The sequence below is a fragment of the Petrocella sp. genome (genome assembly GCF_059865615.1).
This window is the reverse complement of sequence record NZ_JCBCDA010000113.1, coordinates 31,044-47,477: the sequence shown is the minus strand read 5'-3', so window position 1 is coordinate 47,477 and position 16,434 is coordinate 31,044. Positions and strand designations below refer to the sequence as shown.

Below are 16,434 nucleotides of genomic sequence, written 5' to 3'. Positions count from 1 at the left end.
AAGCATATGAAAAACAAAATTGTAATAGAGATTATTGATTACTTAAAGCTCCTGTTTTTTGTTTTGGTGATTACCACGTTACTAAATACATTGGTCTTTACATTTTCTACGGTTAAGCAAAGCTCAATGGAAACCACTCTGATGGAAAACGATGTTCTAGTCATCGAAAAAATTAGCATGATTTTTGAAGCACCAAAGCAAGGAGATATTGTCGTATTTGTTGAAAATGAGTATGTCACAGACAACTTTTTTAAGAAGATTAACGTGCTTTACGAAGATATGATTGCAAAATTCACCGGCAATTCAAAGCGGATGCGTTTGGTTAAGCGTGTCATTGGTATTCCGGGAGATAGTATTGACATAAAGGATGGGTATGTCTTCGTTAATGGCACCCTATTAGACGAAAACTATACTGAGGACTTAACCTTTCCAAGCATCATTCAGTATCCACTTACTCTATCCGAAGGCTATTATTTCCTATTGGGAGACAACAGAGATGTTAGCCGAGACAGTCGTCATTTTGGTTTGGTTTCAGCACGACAAATCGAAGGGAAAGCTTTATTTAGAATCGCACCATTAAAGAAGATAGGCAGCATATAATTCAGAGACAGGTAGGTGTTTTTTTGTGGCTTGCTTTTTCTTTTTGCTTCCGATATTAAAAAAACGTTGATACAGAGGTAAAAGAATTAATCATATTGCGGCCTATGTAAGGATATGAAATCATTGGGTGTCCTTTTTTCATGCTTTTTAAACAAGGCACTGAAATAGCTAGGGCTTTCTATTCCGACTTCTTTTGCAATTTGGGCAATGCTTTTGTGAGGCTGAGTTAGCATCATTTCTTTAGCTTTATTAATCCTAAGGTGGTTTAGATAGACAGATGGTCTTGTATTAAAGACTTTTTTGAATAAAGTACAAAGGTATTGAGGGCTTACATGAATCAGGTCTGCTAAAGTTTCAAGTACAATAGGTTGTGAATAATAAACTTCAAGATATAGTAGAATAGGTTGTAACTTGTCATACTGATTTGATCTAGAAGTCTTATGTAAGGGTTTTATATTTTTTATCAACTCAATAAGGAAACTATATAGAAATGATGACAAATCTAGTGAGCTATATTGATTAGTAGAAGTAGCCAATCGATAGCCTTCTCTTAAAAGCATTTTAAACTGATCAAGGTGTTCCAATTGATAAACACCACTTGAATGAAAACCAATGGCGTCTATGAGCTGTGCAATATCTTTGCCGTCAAAGCTTAACCACTCTGTGGTCCACTGCGCTGATTTAGGGTAATAAGTATGAGGAACATTCGGATATAAGAACATTCCATGTCCAACTGGCAGGCTGTATGATCTTCCATTTAAAGAAAGCTCACCTTCACCATTAGTGGTATGCACCCATTGATAACGTCCAAAACCATCAGGTCTATGCATGTGTCCTTCTATATAGTCATACCCTAAACTGGATAAATAAATAGGTAATGAACTGGATGTCATGTCTTGTAAAGGGAAATAGGTGGTTTGCATAGATACAGCCTCCATTCATAAACAATTACTTTAAGTATAGCTTATCATATGTTAAGAATAAAGCGAAAACTTATATTTTAAACAATGTCATGCCTTTAGGTGTGGCTTTGTTTAAATATGAGTATTATAGGAATAAAACACGCATATGTCTTGTAATATGATTGTGTCTAGCGTAAAATAATGAGTAGTAGATAATATTGAATCATTATGTGTGGTAAAGGCATCAAAAACGATATAGTTGAACGTTCATATACTATATATGTGAAATTAGTGAAACTTAGTTTTGATCTTGTAATTATGTCTTAGACTGGGAGGAATCGTATGTATTCAGTGGGGATTATAACAGCAAGCGACAAAGGCGCCAAAGGTGAACGTATAGATCTTAGTGGTAAGTTGATAGAAGAAATCATGACTGAAGCAGGTTATAAGGTGCTGAAATACATTATGTTGCCGGATGATGCAATCGGGTTATCCAATGAGATGGTTTTTATGGCGGATGAGTTAAAAATCAATTTAATCTTAACGACAGGTGGGACCGGATTCAGTCAACGGGATGTGACGCCGGAAGCTACGATGAATATTATTGAGAAAGAAGCACCGGGTATTGCAGAGGCTATTCGCCATAACAGCTTGAATATAACACCAAAAGCCATGCTTTCAAGAGGTGTTTCAGGTATTCGCGGCAACACACTCATTGTTAACCTACCGGGAAGCCCCAAAGCTGTCAAAGAATCCTTAACTTTTATCTTAGAACCCTTGCATCATGGTTTGCAAATTCTTGTAGGTGATACATTCGAATGTGGTGAAAACCCAAAATAAAAAGAAAAGAGATGGCTATGGATTTTTTTAATGCGATATCTGTGAACGAAGCGGTTCAAATTATAAAAGAGTTAGCAAATAACTATGAAATGAAAACTGAAATGGTAGCACTTGTAGATGCCATTGATCGTATTGTTGCTATAGATTACAAGGCCATAGTTGATTTACCACAATTTAATCGCTCAACGGTTGATGGTTATGCAGTTAGAATAGCAGATCTCATGACTGCGACTGAAGATGAACCAAGACTACTTAAGTTGGTTTGTGAAGTCGTGATGGGTGAAGTTGTAACTGAGGTGTTAACAAAAGGCCAGACTGTTTATGTACCTACAGGTGGTATGATACCAGAAAAAGCCGAAGGCATGGTCATGGTCGAATATACCAGAAAGCTTGACAGTGAAACCATACTTGTCAATAAATCTATACAAAAAGGTGAGAACATTAGTTATACCGGTGACGATTTATCCAAAGATGAAACCTATATTAAAGCAGGAAAGAGAATAACTGCATATGACTTAGGGCTTTTTGCTTCAATGGGTGTTGAACAAATAGAAGTTTATACTAAGCCAGTTTTTTCTATTATTTCTACAGGCGATGAAATTATTGATCTTCATGAAAAACAGTCATTAGGGCAAATAAGAGAAGTTAACAGTTATGCTCTAGGTGGATTGATTAGGCAATTAGGTGGTGAAGTTGAAGAACGCTTGATAGTAAAAGATAATTTTGAACTGATCAGAAAAGCTCTTAAAGAATGTATGCAGATAAGTGACATAGTATTAATATCCGGTGGTAGTTCTGTAGGAACTAAGGATTATACAAGACAGGTTATAGAATCTTTTGAGTACAGTCGTATTTGGGCACATGGTATAGCCATAAAACCCGGTAGACCAACGATTTTTGGACAAATAGATGGTAAACTTGTAGTTGGACTTCCAGGTCATCCAGCATCAGCATTGGTCACATTTAGTCTGTTTGTTAAGAAATACTTTTTGACCATTCAAAAGAACCATCAAGAGGTGATTCGGATTCAGGCGGTACTTACCGATAATGTTTACGCTGCACCAAGTAGAGAAACATACCAAATGGTTCGATTAAGCAGAGAAAACACCGTATGGAAGGCCCTTCCGCTTAATGGAAAATCCGGCATGATGACTTTACTATCAAAAGCCAGTGGTTATATTAAAATACCTCTTGAAAAAGGAAGTTTTGAAAAAGGAACCCTTGTAGATGTTTATCTCCTAAAAGACTTAACTTTGTAAGATGAAAAGAAATGGTAACTTAATCTTATTATATTCGTATGAATGTAGATAATGGAAATAACTTTAGGCAGACTAAATGCTTTAAACTAAAATGCTCTATAAAACAAGCAATAGATGACAAAATTTAAGAGGTGTACAATTGGAAAAAAAACTGGATCATGTACATAAAAAATTGCTGAATCATCAGGAAATCACTCATATATCCAAAAAAGAGTATAACCCTTGGAGGATTACCCTTGTTTATACAATTATTGGTGTGTTATGGATTCTTTTTTCAGACGGCATCCTTGGTATCTTGGTTCAAGACCATCGGGTTTATCAAGAGATGCAGCTTTATAAAGGATGGTTCTATGTAGCAATGACCAGCATATTGTTTTATTATTTTGCGTCCCTTAATAATAATAGAATATTTCAATTAAACCAAAAAATACAAGATAAGAATGAAGAATTGTTGGCTACTTCAGAAGAACTTATAGCCATTGATGATGAGTTGGTAGAAAAAGTTAGAAGCCTGGATAAAATGAATCTAGAGCTTCAGAAACAAAAAAAATATTTCGACTTATTATATAACAATAGTAATGCGGCTATTATGATCTGGAGAACCACTGGAGTAGTTGTAGATTTAAACAAACATTATTATGAAGTGTTAGGTTATGATGAGAGCTTTGTTGGAGAAAATTGGATTGAATATACAAGAACAAGCAAAGAGGACTTTGACCTATCAACATTTATAAACCTACTTTATAAAAAGAAGCAACTAATTAATTATGAGACACGAATGCGAGCAAAAGACGGAAGTGTAAAGGATATGATTTGGAACGATGTCTTAATGGAAGCTAAAAATGAAGAGCCCCTAATTGTATCCTTTGGCATCGATGTGACAGATGAACATAAACAACAACAAAAATTGATTGAGATGGCCACAAAAGACTTTGTTACAGGGCTAGATAATCGTGTGGTTTTTGATGCAAAAATTGAAACGCTCATAGAAGAGAAAAAGCCATATACTGTGTATTATATAAATATTGATTTTTTTAAAGACTTAAATGATATACACGGCCATGATTACGGTGACCTGTTCTTAGTCGCGTTATCCAAAACACTTAATTTTTTGGAGTTATCCCATGCTTACAGGTGGCAAGGCGATGGTTTTTTGATTATTCAAGAAACTGTAGATGAAGAAAAGATTCAAAAAATGCTGGAGTATATTTTGAATTTATCCAATCGTAAATGGGAACTTGTGGAAGTAGAATACCAGATGACATTAAGTGTTGGTGTTGTAACCAGCCTTATGAGTCAAAAAAACGTATCAGAAGTATTAAAACAACTTGATATTGCCTTGTATAAGGCAAAAGCCAATGGTAGAGGCCGTTATGAATTCTACAGTCAAGAACTATTAGAGGAAGTTTTTTTTCGTGCAGGCCTTGAAAAGAAAATCAACATTGCCTTGTTAGAAAATGCGTTTGAGTTATATTATCAACCTATATTCAATTTAAAAGAAAGAACTTTTAATGCCTGTGAGGTATTACTCAGGTGGCAGGGTACCACTCATAAAGATATGAACATTGGTAAGCTCATTGAGTTTGCAGAACAAACAGGGCAAATACTAAGAATTGATCGATGGGTCATTGAAAAAGCTTTTTTGCGTATATCTGCGGAACATGAGATTTTTAGTAATCTTAATCTTTCTATCAACATATCAACTCAAACCTTTAACTCATCAAAATTTATACCATATCTTGTAGAAATGGTCGATCTCTATAAGATTAATACGAAACGAATTTCTTTTGAAATAACAGAGCATTCAATTATAAAAAACATGACGAAGGCCAAAGAAGTCATGTCACAACTAAAAACAATTGGGTTTTCTGTGTCCTTAGATGATTTTGGTACGAGGTACTCCTCTCTAAATTACTTGAGTATGTTTCCTTTTGATGTGTTGAAAATAGATAAATCATATATTGATGATATACTGGATAAAGACAAAGGCTATATTATTGTGAAACAATTATTAAGTTTGACAGAAGCATTGGGTATTGTAACAGTGGCAGAAGGTATTGAACATGAAGCACAAGGCGTTTTACTCCATGACATGGGTTGTCAGTTTGGACAAGGGTATCATTTTGCAAAGCCCATGCCCTATCCGGAGTTGGAAAAACAAATAGCAATGAGAGCGTGACTGTGAAACCAGCATAGGATTTGACAAAACAAAATACCTGAGGTATAATGATACAAAAATAGAGACAATCTTATTAAACAATAAAGTTGTCTCTTTTTGCGAAGATGATTATTAAGTTGTAAGGAAGGTGAACCATGGCAAAAAGAAACTCTACACCGATTTATATGCAAGTAGCTGTGGACGTAGCTGCTCGAATCAGTCGTGAAGATATAAAAAAACAAGCAAAAATCAGTGGAAGATCCACACTGGCGGGAGAATACAATGTATCGCCTGAAACCATTAGAAAGGCGATGCGACTTTTATCGGATATGGATATCGTTGAGGTAAAACATGGAAATGGCATATATGTAGCGTCTGTTGACAGGGCCTTAGAGTTTATTGAGAGATATAGAATTCGTTCTTCAGTTAATGAATTAAAAGATGAATTAATAGAATTAATGCAAAAACGAGAAGTGATAGAAGACAAAATGAATGAAACAATGAATGCAATCATAGATTATACAAGTCGATTTAATCATAGTGAGCATATAACTGTTCATGAATATAGCATTAATATGGCTTCAGAAGTCATTGGAAAAAGCATACAAGAACTTGATTTTTGGACAAATACAGGTGCTACGATTGTTGGCATAAAAAGAGATGGAAATATTTTATTATCACCGTCAAGCAATGAAAAGATTTATAAAGATGATAAGCTACTTTATGTTGGAGAAGCAGCCATAAGTGTTAGACTTGGGGAATATATTAGACATTATAAGCAAAAATAAGGTGTATGAAAATAAGAATTAGAACTGGGGCTTGATTGGACGATGGTATGACCTAAACTGTTGATAAAAGCGGTTGATAATATGAGCGAGAGCGATGTAAAGGCACTCTAACTCTTTTGGGTTATGGTGCTTTTGTCAATATTATTCACTTAAAAAGTAAGAACAAATTGTGGTATGCTTAGTTACCAATCATTTGAAAAAAGTGAAAAGAAAACAAAGGAGATAAAATTGTGAAAGAACAAGAAAAAATAGTTGTAATGGGTAGGAGTAAAGTTCAATATGGACAACACAATGATAGGATTTTTGTAGATGACTATAAACATGCCTTGGACCCCTATCTTATTAATAAATTGGATTTATTGATTGAAGACCATGAGTATGGTAAAATTATTGCAAAAACCCCAAAAGCAGCGAAAATCAAATTTATCAGACATGGTTTCGATCAAGAGGCAAAAATACCCGGATTTTATAATGGGAAAAAAGCATGTTTTTTTATGGCGAAATATACCGATCCGAATAGAAAAAATGTGAAGAACAAAGAAGAGCTTTTATCAATTATACGGGAGGCAAAAAAGAAGAAGGACAACAAAAAAAAGCTTATGCCTTTAAAAGAGAATTATGAAATAAAATTATTGGACTTACGTGATGCAAAAAAGATTGCAGACATTTATAATCAGATATTTAAGACCCATCCATACCCAGTTGCGGACCCTTCTTACATTGAAGAGAATATGGGGCAAGAGACATTATATTTTGGTCTAGTATATAATGATGAACTTGTTGGTGTTAGTGCCTGTAGTGTTAATTTTCATGAGGAAAACGTGGAGGTGACAGACTTTGCAATCTTACCTAAGTATCGTGGATATAATTATAGTATGCATATGATGAAAAAAATGGAAACGGTTATGAAGGCAGCAGGTATTAAAACAGCATATACTATGACCCGTGCTGGCTCGGCAAGCATGAATAAGATTTTTGGGAAAAGTGGGTATAAGTATTGTGGAACACTATGGAATAATAATCAAATATCTGGAGGCATAGAGTCTATGAATATTTGGTATAAAAGCTTTGAAGTATAGCTTATAAAAACAAAACAATGCCAAAGATGGTTAAAGGTCAAAACTAAGTTTCACTAAATTTACATACAATATATAGATTACGTTGATGCATTCATAACTATATATTGTACGCAAAAGTTCAACTATATAGTTTTGACACCTTAACCAACAATTGAATAACCCACCTTTAGTGATAAATGAAAAGTTGGGTTATTACCATGAGTTGTATAATAACAAGGAATGTGTGATAATAAAAAAGAAGATTCTATAAAAATATGGAGGTTGTTTTATGACAACTTTGTATAAAGTTTGGCATAGAGAAATTATATCAGTACTTTTTTTTGTTTTAGTCGTATCTATCATGGCTTATGATAGTCAAGCAAAGATGTTGGAAGCCCCTATTATACGTGACGATGTAGGTATACTTTTTGAAAGAATGGGTAGAGAATCCGGTTTATCTAATTTATCAGTGTCATCAATGGTTCAAGATAAATATGGGTTTTTATGGTTTGGAACCCAAAGTGGATTAAACCGCTTTGATGGTAGAGAGATTATGGTTTATAAAACCGTACCTTTTAGAGAGGACGGACTTGCACACAATCTGGTTCAGACCATTTACTATGACATGGAACTACATGAACTATGGGTTGGAACCTATCAGGGTGTATCACATTATATAATACATGAAAATCGTTTCGTGAATTATACAGTAAAAGACGATAATCTATCTAATCCTATTATAATTGCTATAGAGAAAGATTCAGAAGGTTATATATGGCTTGGAACCATGAACGGATTAAATCGATTGGATCCAAGAGATGGTTCAGTTAAGCAATATGATATTCCAAAAGAGACTGTAAGGGCTTTATTTATAGATTCGAGGGAACGCTTGTTGATTGGCACTTATGATGGTCTATTGATGATGGACCCTGATGGTGATCTAGTGATTCCCATTGAGACTGAACTACCATCACCAAATGTAATGGTCATCAAGGCTTTTGAAGAAAATGTATTAACATTAGGACTTTGGGATGGTGGCGTTGTTAATTTGGATTTGGACTTTAATCTATTGAGTACATTTAGTTATTCAGACAACCGAGTATATAGCATGGAAAAAACAAATGATGGAACACTATGGGTCGGCACTTGGGGTGGTGGCCTATTTGCCACTGAAAAAAACAATAGGACCCATCATTTTGTCAATGGGGAAAATGACCATGCTTTGGTACATCCGATAGTATACTCCATGCTTCAAGATGATTCAGGTATATTGTGGATTGGTACGAACGGTGGTGGGATATCTAAGTTGAACCCAAGAAAAAGAGACTATGTGAAGTTCTCACATGACCCTCAAAATCCCGATTCTATGGATATTGGTAAGATTAACTTTATATTTCAAGATGCAGAAGACAACTACTGGTTTGCAATTTATAATAATGGTTTGAATAAGTATAACTCTAGGACAGAGACCATTACCAAGTACAAGTATAAGGAGAACCAAGTAGGATCCTTGATTGATAACCAAGTTATGGCCATGGAGTTGTTAGAAGACGGAAGGATTCTAGTAGGAACGGCTAAAGGACTGGTATTTTATAATCCAAGTACGGATACATTTATACCTTGGAATATCTTACCCAATAATTTGAGAATATATGACATTGAACAGGTCAGTGAACATGAGTTATGGATTGGAACCTATACCAATGGTTTGTTTTATTACAATATGAACACCAATGAAACCATACAATATAGCTCTATTAATGATGATTATAAAACCCTGTCAGATAATCTTGTATATACGATCCACCACGACCGTAAAGGTCGCCTATGGGTCGGCACTAATAATGGCCTTAATCTTCTTGAAAAAGCATCAAAGTCATTTGAAGTCTTTAAAAAAGGACAAAGAGAAGAAAATCAGTTGGCGAATAATTCAATCTCAGATATATTTGAAGATTCCACTGGGCGTGTATGGTTTGGTATGCTAGATGGTGGTGTTGCTTACTATGATGAATTCAATCATAATTTTGTTAGTTTTACAGATGAAGATGGACTTTCAAGTAACGCGGTTATTAGTATGCTAGAAGGTAATGACAACTTGTTGTGGATTGCTACTTATGATGGTATATCCATTTTGAATCCTATAACAGGAGAGATTCGAAAACTAACAACAGATGATGGTATTGGGGGTATGGAATTCTCCAAAGGACATTTGAAAAACAGAGATGGTAGCATGATGTTTGGTGGTGTGCACGGTATTACAGTGATTCCCAAAGAATACACGGAATTCAAAATGAACCCACCAAGGTTATATATTACGGAAGTTGAGTTGTTCCAAGAACCCATTGAAGAAAAGCGCCCATATTACAACGAATCACGGTTGAAGTTTGCCCCTGAAGAGAATTTTTTAGGGTTTAAGTTTGTTGCGCTTGACTATGATTCACCGGATAAGATTATGTTTTCATATAAGTTGGTTGGCTTTGATCAGGATTGGATTTATGCTGGTACGAGAGATTATGCATCTTATTCCAATTTACCTTCTGGTGACTATCAGCTAATGGTAGTGGCAGAAGGTATTCGTTATAATAAATCAGAGCCGGTAAGTGTCTATTTTACTATTGAAAAACCTTGGTATAATACACCAATAGCCTACTTTATTTATGTTATGTTGTTAATTTTATTGGCTTATGGGATTTTTAAGATTATTGAGGCAAGTGAACTAAAGCGAAGAAACTCTAAGCTAGCAAAAATCAATGAAAAGCTTGAGATTGCAAATGTTGAACTGGAAACGCTATCGATTAAAGATGCCTTAACAGATTTTTACAATAGAAGGTATCTGGATTTTAAATTAGATGAGTTCTTAAAGTTGGCAAAACGTTCAAAGACCAACCTGACATTAATTATGTTTGATATAGATAACTTTAAGGATATTAATGATCGATATGGACATATTGCAGGCGACTACTACTTGGTAGATGTTGCAGATACTGTTCATAGACTATTAAGTCGAAGCACAGACAAAGCGGTTCGCTATGGGGGAGATGAGTTTATTATTATTCTATATGATAACAATCCTAAGAGTGCCTATGCTTTATGTGAAATCATACAGCAAGAAATTAGTCAAATTCCAATCCAAGCTGATTCTGAGAAGGAACAACCTAGGACAACCATTAGTATTGGTTTAATAAGTTTGGTACCAAGTGAAGATCTTAATAAAGAGCAGCTGATTGCATTGGCGGACCAGGCTTTGTATAAGGCGAAAGAACTTGGAAAAAATCAAATATATGTCAGCGAAGGGGTATAGAAGATCCCATGAAAACCCTTCCACAACCTGTATGACGTTAAAAAATTTATACGTGTAATCCTTGTTATTTTCCATTGCTATGCGTATAATTAAGGGTTCTAAGGTAGGAAATTAAGGCATTAATATAACATCTTATGGAGGTCATCTATGAAGGCTACACCCAATAAATTCAAATACTCACTCAATAAGAAGCTGATGATGGTTTTTGTTGTTTTGTTGTCTTTGGCTACTTTTGGAATAGGGGTCTCAGGGTATTATATTGCATGTAAGGCCCTTCAGGATAAAGGTGAAGTTACCATGAAAAATGCAGTGGTTATGGCTTTGAAGCTTATTGAGGCAGAATATGATAAAAGCTTGGCTGGAGCAACAACAGAGGAAGAAGCACTGGAGCAACAACAGAGGAAGAAGCAAAGGAAAATATTAAAGTTGCTCTACTGGGTCCGATGAATGAAGATGGAACCCGAACCTTACATGGTAGAATTGATCTTGGAGAAAATGGTTATATGATTATTTATGATCTAGAAGGTACGGAAATCATGCATCCGACTTTGGAAGGTTTAAATGTTATAGATGTTACAGATATGAAAAATCCAAACCATTATATCGTAAGAGATCAGATAGAAAAAGGACTAAATGGTGGTGGTTTTACTTATTACTCGTGGTTATTACCCCATTCAGATATAATTGCAGATAAGATTGCCTATGCAGGCTATTATCCTAACTGGGGGTGGATTGTTTCGGCGACGGTCTATGAGATGGATTTTAATGCCTCAGCTCGCATCATACTCTTTGTTTTAGTCTTCATTTACTTAGGTCTTATGATTCTTATAACGGTTATAGCTGCAGGTATACTTAGGCGGGTGACACGGCCGGTTATACTGGTGTCAGAAGGCATGGGTGGGGTGAGCAAGGGAGTGTATCAGACCATACCGGAAGTCAATTCTCAAGACGAGATCGGCCAATTGACCAAGGGTTATAATCTTATGGTGGCGTCCATGGAGGTAACGAGAAAGAATCTTACTTTACAGACAGAGAGGCTAACCTATTTAGCTTATAATGACGAGTTGACTAAACTGCCAAATAGAAATAGATTTAAAAAACATGTTATAACGAGAATGAAACAATGCAATAAAGAGGTGTTGAGACCATGGAACAGTTGGAGATGATTCAAGGAACAAGTCTTAGTATTGTTCAAGGCTATTTGTTTTCTAAGCCTCAACCAATCGAAAAATTAAAAGGGCAAAGAGAACCGAAGAAGATAGAAACCAGTGAGGAAAAATAGGGTATACCTTATGGAAGCAGATTGGTATATAATTAGACATGGTTATCCTATAGAATCCTTATAATGATGTTATGAAAAAGGAGTGATTTTAATGAAATCTTTAACAGATTATTATACTTTACATAATGGTGTGACAATCCCTTGTGTTGGCTTTGGTACATGGCAGACACCTAACGATGAAGTGGGGATAACATCGGTAAAAACAGCATTGGATGTGGGTTATAGACATATTGATACTGCAGCCATATATGGCAATGAAGTCAGTGTGGGTAAAGCAATCAAGGCCAGTAACATTCCTAGAGAAGAAATATTTATCACCAGCAAATTATGGAATGACGACCATGGCTACGAAGCAACCCTTAGGGCTTTTGAAGAAAGTCTTAAGCGCTTGGATACCGATTATTTGGACCTCTATCTAATTCATTGGCCAAACCCACCTAAGTTTAGGGATAAGTGGGAAGAAGTGAACTCAGCAACATGGAAGGCAATGGAGGAACTTTATGAAGCCGGGAAGATCAAAGCGATTGGTGTCAGCAACTTTAGACCTCATCATTTAGAGGCAATTATGGCTCAGGCAAAAATAGTACCGATGGTAAATCAGATTCGATTGTGTCCTGGAGATCTGCAAGAGGAGACGGTTGAGTTTTGTAGAAAACATAATATATTACTGGAAGCTTACAGTCCTTTAGGTACCGGTAAAGTTTTTGATATTCCCCAAATGCAGTTCTTTGAACAAAAATATGGTAAGACTATTGCTCAAATCTGCTTGAGATGGAGCTTGGAAAGAGGCTATTTGCCCCTACCAAAATCAGTAACACCCTCAAGAATAGAAGCCAATGCGGATATATTTGATTTTCAGCTTGAAGAAAGAGATGTTGAAGACATAGCTAATTTGACAGGCGCATGCGGTTTTGGTGGTGATCCGGATTTGAAAACATTTTAATCAAATACACCTTATGTTGAGGATTGACTTATATGATAAATAAGGAAAATAAAATTCTATTTGCCGAAAAAGGCATAAAAAATACAAAACAAAGAAATATGACCTATAATATATTAATGAAAGAAAACTTACCGGTGACAGCTGAACTGATTTTTTTGAAGCTTAAAGAGTTAGATGAAAAAATCAGTTTATCAACGGTGTATCGGATTCTTGAGGTTTTTATATCCAAAGGTCTGGTTATAAAAAGAAATCTATCTGAAGATAATATGGCTGTATTTGAGATAAACAATATGGAACATAAGCACCATTTAATATGCTATTGTTGTAAAAAAATGCAAGTCATTAAAGGATGTCCTTTAGGCGCCTATGAAAAAATCCTACAAGAACAAACAGACTATGACATATCGGGTCATCGTCTAGAAATATACGGCTATTGTCCTGATTGTAAAGAAAAAAAGTGATAAAGATCGAAACAAAGAAGAGCCCTTACACTGACTTTTATCAAGGTAAGGGCTTTTTTAACACTTGTTTTAGCCGTAAATTGTATACTTGGCTTTTTTATAGAACAAAGTCAAGTCATTTATGATAACGCTTGTAATAGAAGACTGCCAGTTGAGTTCGATCTCTTAGACTAAGCTTGTCAAGGATGATACTTATGTAGTTACGAACAGTACCTTCCCCAAGACAAATCAGATCGGCTATTTCTTTATTGGACAATCCCTCAGCAACATGAGTGATCATCAGTAACTCTTTATCACTTAATTCTAAATCAGATAAAGGATTTGAAGAAGCATCATTTAAGAGAGAAGGTATTTTTGTAATAATTTCATCTCCAAACACCCTTTGGCCGGCGTAAACGGTTTTAAGAGAAGGTATAATGCTTTCAAAATTTTGTTTAAGCAAATAACCTTTTGCCCCTATTTTCAGAGCTTGAATGATATATTCATCATCTGAAAAGGTGGTTAAGAATAATACTTTAGCCTCAGGATAACGCTCTAATATGATACGCGCTGCATCGATACCATTCATTTCTTCCATCCGTATGTCTATTAACAGAATATCTGGTTGAAGCTGCTTAAACAAGTCGATTGCCTCAAGACCATTATAGCCAATGCCTTCAACACTTATAATCGGGTCAGCTTCTATGATGGTTTTCAAGGATGATGTTACCAAGCGGTCATCATCTACAACAATAACTCTCATATGAATCTCCTATCGTTATAAAATCCAGTAATTAGGTTTTTGGTAGTGAAACAAAAACTTCAAATCCATTTTGTGTTCTAAGTTGTAAATGGACTTTCAAAAGCTCAACCCGTTGTGCCATTTTTTTTAAACCGATCCCATCATTAGGATTATAATCGGCAACACTTCCATTATCACGGATGATTAATTGATACATGCTAGGGTGTTCACGAAGTAAAATACTAACTTCAGTAGCCTGGGCATGCTTCATAATATTAGATAAAGCTTCCTTAACGATGGATATAAAGGCATAGCTTTGTTTCTGGTTGGGAGCTTCTAGAATAGAGTTATTATATATTGCCTTGCAAAAGGTAAAGTCCTTAAGAATCTCAGTAAGTTGTGCATTCAAGTCGATTGCATGATCATATAGGTTGTGAATACTATTTCTAATATTATCCATACCAAGGCTTAAGGTTTTTTTGAGTCCATTTAACCGCATTAAGTGTTCTTGATCTTTACAAATAGCCATGAGTGCACCAATTTGCAATAAAGAAGAGGATAGCTGATGGCCAACATGATCATGAATTTCTCTAGCGATTCGGTTCCTTTCATTTAAGGTGGCAATATGAATTTCATGATCTTGTTTATCAATCAAGTTTTGATTTTGCTGTTCTAGCTTAAGGGACAGCTCTTTTCTTGTGTCCAAAAGCCGAAAATACTTTGCCTTAAAACCAACTATATCTCTACTTTTTAAGCGGATAAATATGGCTAACATAATTACAAGGAGGGAAAAATATGCCAGTATTTAGACTATGTCTTAAAATATTCAAAAAGAAGTTGCCGGTTATGATGATATATGTTGGTCTCTTTCTAGTCATATCTCTTCTGATTGCAAGCGCTACTAGAACTGAGCGGGAAAAAGGCTTTGTTCAATCCAAAACAAATATTGCTGTTATTAATTACGATGCTTCACCATTAGTGACAGGCCTAATTGTTCTAGTGGTACTTCTAATTCACTCGATTACGCCCCTCAGTTTTCGATTGATACAGGCGCTTGTCTGCTAATTCAACTAATTCTGTTGCAGAGCTTGCCTTATGCGAGCTAACAACACCAAAGCTGACCTTGATATGAAAAGACAAACCTTCTGTTACTATAGGAGTAGAGGCCAACATTTTTCGTAATGTTTCGGCCACATGCCAACCGGAGTTTAGTTCAGTATCGGATAAAATAATTACAAACTCATCGCCCCCATATCGAAAACAGGTATCTTCTATACGGGTTGATTTTTTAAGTGTTTCGCCAATCGTACGAATAACAATATCACCAACCAGATGTCCATAAGTATCGTTGATAACTTTGAAATGATCGATATCTAAGAGCAAAATCGTAAAGCCATTCTTTGGATGCGCTTTTCTTTGCCGAGAGACTTGAGTTAAGGCTATATTTAAGGATTCATAAAAATGACGGTGATTGAAAAGACCGGATAAGCCGTCGCGCACAGATAAGAACTCCAAACGTTGATTCGCTTCTTGTAGTTGCTTGTTGAGTAAGGTCAGTTGCTCTTGTGCGATTTTGAGGTCAGTGATATCTTTGGAAGTGCCCCAAGTGCCAATAATCTTATTTTGATCGTCAAGAAGAGGGTACTTTGAAGCTAAGAACCATGTGACAGAACCATCTTCTTGAACCCATTTTTTCAATATGTCCAATCATAGATTTCCCGGTTTGGATAATGCGTTGCTCATCATCATAAGCGGCTTTGGCAAAATCGTAAGGAAAGTAGTCAAAATCATCTTTACCAACCATATCAGAAGGGTCGTGCTCATTTTGCTGAAATGCATGGGCTTTACTATTTAGTATAAACTTAGAATCAAGATTTTTGAAGTAAATGGTATCTTCTGAATTATTAAGAATAGTCCTAATAACGAGACCCTCAGGTAAACTTAAGAGATGTCGTTTGTTCTGTTTTAAAAAAATTTTTTTAAGATGATCAAATGACATAATGACCTCCTTGTTTTTCAGTTATGTTATATATTTGGTTAAGGCGTCAAAACTATATAGGTGAATTTGGTGAAACTTAGTTTTGACCTTTTAACCATATTTTTAATATATAAATCAACGTC

At 35.4% G+C, this 16,434-nt stretch carries 18 protein-coding genes; 13 read left to right on the top strand and 5 right to left on the bottom strand.

Annotated features, from left to right (window positions below):
* The first annotated feature begins 6 nt into the window (after positions 1-6).
* Positions 7-600, top strand: a complete 594-nt coding sequence (gene lepB, locus AC6F8J_RS13030; protein WP_500723876.1) for a signal peptidase I — start codon at positions 7-9, stop codon at positions 598-600.
* A gap of 86 nt (positions 601-686) precedes the next feature.
* Here lepB and AC6F8J_RS13025 read toward each other — a convergent pair whose 3' ends face one another.
* The gene (locus AC6F8J_RS13025) at positions 687-1,523 is read right to left on the bottom strand and encodes a helix-turn-helix domain-containing protein (RefSeq protein WP_500723874.1); all 837 of its coding nucleotides are present in this window, start codon (positions 1,521-1,523) and stop codon (positions 687-689) included.
* Positions 1,524-1,844: 321 nt separating this feature from the next.
* Between AC6F8J_RS13025 and AC6F8J_RS13020 the strand changes: the two genes are divergently transcribed.
* The 11 genes from AC6F8J_RS13020 (at position 1,845) to AC6F8J_RS12970 (ending at position 13,592) form a co-directional block, all read left to right on the top strand.
* Positions 1,845-2,342, top strand: a complete 498-nt coding sequence (locus tag AC6F8J_RS13020; RefSeq protein WP_500723872.1) for a molybdenum cofactor synthesis domain-containing protein — start codon at positions 1,845-1,847, stop codon at positions 2,340-2,342.
* A gap of 17 nt (positions 2,343-2,359) precedes the next feature.
* Entirely contained in the window at positions 2,360-3,601 is a 1,242-nt protein-coding gene (locus tag AC6F8J_RS13015; protein ID WP_500723870.1) for a molybdopterin-binding protein, read from the top strand.
* 139 nt (positions 3,602-3,740) lie between these two features.
* On the top strand, positions 3,741-5,780 hold the full coding sequence (locus tag AC6F8J_RS13010) for an EAL domain-containing protein (protein WP_500723868.1): 2,040 nt from the start codon (positions 3,741-3,743) through the stop codon (positions 5,778-5,780).
* A gap of 134 nt (positions 5,781-5,914) precedes the next feature.
* The gene (locus AC6F8J_RS13005) at positions 5,915-6,547 is read left to right on the top strand and encodes a TrkA C-terminal domain-containing protein (RefSeq protein WP_500723866.1); all 633 of its coding nucleotides are present in this window, start codon (positions 5,915-5,917) and stop codon (positions 6,545-6,547) included.
* Between the two features lie 230 nt (positions 6,548-6,777).
* A complete protein-coding gene (gene ablB, locus AC6F8J_RS13000) occupies positions 6,778-7,626 on the top strand; it encodes a putative beta-lysine N-acetyltransferase (protein WP_500723865.1) in 849 nt (282 codons plus the stop codon).
* A 268-nt stretch (positions 7,627-7,894) separates the two neighbouring features.
* Positions 7,895-10,906: a two-component regulator propeller domain-containing protein gene (locus tag AC6F8J_RS12995; protein WP_500723863.1), complete on the top strand. Its 3,012-nt coding sequence runs from the start codon at positions 7,895-7,897 to the stop codon at positions 10,904-10,906.
* A 147-nt stretch (positions 10,907-11,053) separates the two neighbouring features.
* Positions 11,054-11,353 (top strand): hypothetical protein, encoded by a 300-nt coding sequence (locus AC6F8J_RS12990; protein ID WP_500723861.1) that lies wholly within the window; start codon positions 11,054-11,056, stop codon positions 11,351-11,353.
* Positions 11,326-12,072 carry a cache domain-containing protein gene (locus AC6F8J_RS12985; protein WP_500724010.1) on the top strand — a complete coding sequence of 249 codons (747 nt, stop codon included), beginning with the start codon at positions 11,326-11,328 and terminating at the stop codon, positions 12,070-12,072. The genes AC6F8J_RS12990 and AC6F8J_RS12985 overlap by 28 nt, the downstream gene beginning before the upstream one ends.
* Positions 12,054-12,188, top strand: a complete 135-nt coding sequence (locus AC6F8J_RS12980) for a hypothetical protein (protein ID WP_500723859.1) — start codon at positions 12,054-12,056, stop codon at positions 12,186-12,188. Before AC6F8J_RS12985 ends, AC6F8J_RS12980 begins: the two co-directional genes overlap by 19 nt.
* A 91-nt stretch (positions 12,189-12,279) precedes the next feature.
* The gene (locus tag AC6F8J_RS12975) at positions 12,280-13,131 is read left to right on the top strand and encodes an aldo/keto reductase (protein ID WP_500723857.1); all 852 of its coding nucleotides are present in this window, start codon (positions 12,280-12,282) and stop codon (positions 13,129-13,131) included.
* A gap of 32 nt (positions 13,132-13,163) precedes the next feature.
* Positions 13,164-13,592 carry a Fur family transcriptional regulator gene (locus tag AC6F8J_RS12970; protein ID WP_275842071.1) on the top strand — a complete coding sequence of 143 codons (429 nt, stop codon included), beginning with the start codon at positions 13,164-13,166 and terminating at the stop codon, positions 13,590-13,592.
* Positions 13,593-13,707: 115 nt separating this feature from the next.
* On the opposite strand, the gene AC6F8J_RS12965 is transcribed toward AC6F8J_RS12970, so the two are convergent.
* Positions 13,708-14,334, bottom strand: coding sequence for a response regulator (locus tag AC6F8J_RS12965; RefSeq protein ID WP_500723855.1), 627 nt, complete (start codon positions 14,332-14,334; stop codon positions 13,708-13,710).
* A 31-nt stretch (positions 14,335-14,365) separates the two neighbouring features.
* Positions 14,366-15,019 carry a histidine kinase gene (locus AC6F8J_RS12960; protein WP_500723853.1) on the bottom strand — a complete coding sequence of 218 codons (654 nt, stop codon included), beginning with the start codon at positions 15,017-15,019 and terminating at the stop codon, positions 14,366-14,368.
* An 89-nt stretch (positions 15,020-15,108) separates the two neighbouring features.
* On the opposite strand from AC6F8J_RS12960, the gene AC6F8J_RS12955 reads away from it, so the two are divergent.
* Entirely contained in the window at positions 15,109-15,378 is a 270-nt protein-coding gene (locus AC6F8J_RS12955; RefSeq protein WP_500723852.1) for a hypothetical protein, read from the top strand.
* Here the strand turns inward: AC6F8J_RS12955 and AC6F8J_RS12950 are convergent.
* Positions 15,322-16,020: a diguanylate cyclase gene (locus AC6F8J_RS12950; protein WP_500723850.1), complete on the bottom strand. Its 699-nt coding sequence runs from the start codon at positions 16,018-16,020 to the stop codon at positions 15,322-15,324. The two genes, AC6F8J_RS12955 and AC6F8J_RS12950, sit on opposite strands and share 57 nt — an antisense overlap.
* Entirely contained in the window at positions 15,944-16,312 is a 369-nt protein-coding gene (locus AC6F8J_RS12945) for a hypothetical protein (RefSeq protein WP_500723848.1), read from the bottom strand. Before AC6F8J_RS12945 ends, AC6F8J_RS12950 begins: the two co-directional genes overlap by 77 nt.
* Between the last annotated feature and the right edge of the window lie 122 nt (positions 16,313-16,434).